Here is a 524-nt window from a genome sequence, read left to right as displayed (position 1 = left end):
AAAGATGCCGTTAACGGCAGCCAACTGTTTGCGACCAATCAAAACGTCGCGACCAACGCCGCCAATATCGCCAAAGGTATCAACTTCGGCGGTACCACCGGCAGCAACAACTACGCATTGGGTGACACCATCAATGTCAAAGGCGACAGCAACATCATCAGCGAAACCGTAGCCGGTGGCGCACAGCTGAAACTGGCCAAAGACATTACCGTTGACAGCGTTACCGCAGGCGACAGCAAACTGAATTCAGACGGCCTCACCATTACCGGTGGCCCGAGTGTGACCAAGTCAGGCATCAATGCCGCCGGCAAGAAAGTAACCAACGTAGCCGCCGGTACCGATGACACCGACGCCGTCAACTACAGCCAGCTGAAACAGCAAAGCGCCGCCGCCCGTACCGAGGTCGCAGCCGGTACCAACATCAAAGACGTGGTGAAAACGACCGGCGCCAACGGCCAAGACATCTACACCGTCAACGCCAAAGGCACGACTGCGAGCGCAGGTTCGGACAAAGTGACCGTCAC

At 57.1% G+C, this 524-nt stretch carries 1 pseudogene; it reads left to right on the top strand.

Annotation, left to right across the window (positions count from 1 at the left end):
• A pseudogene (locus ACTHSP_RS21560) lies at positions 1 to 524 on the top strand (hypothetical protein); the annotation flags it as partial.

The organism is Neisseria sp. P0001.S005, from assembly GCF_051963715.1.
Note: the sequence above shows the minus strand (reverse complement) of the source record. Positions and strands in the feature narration are given on the sequence as shown.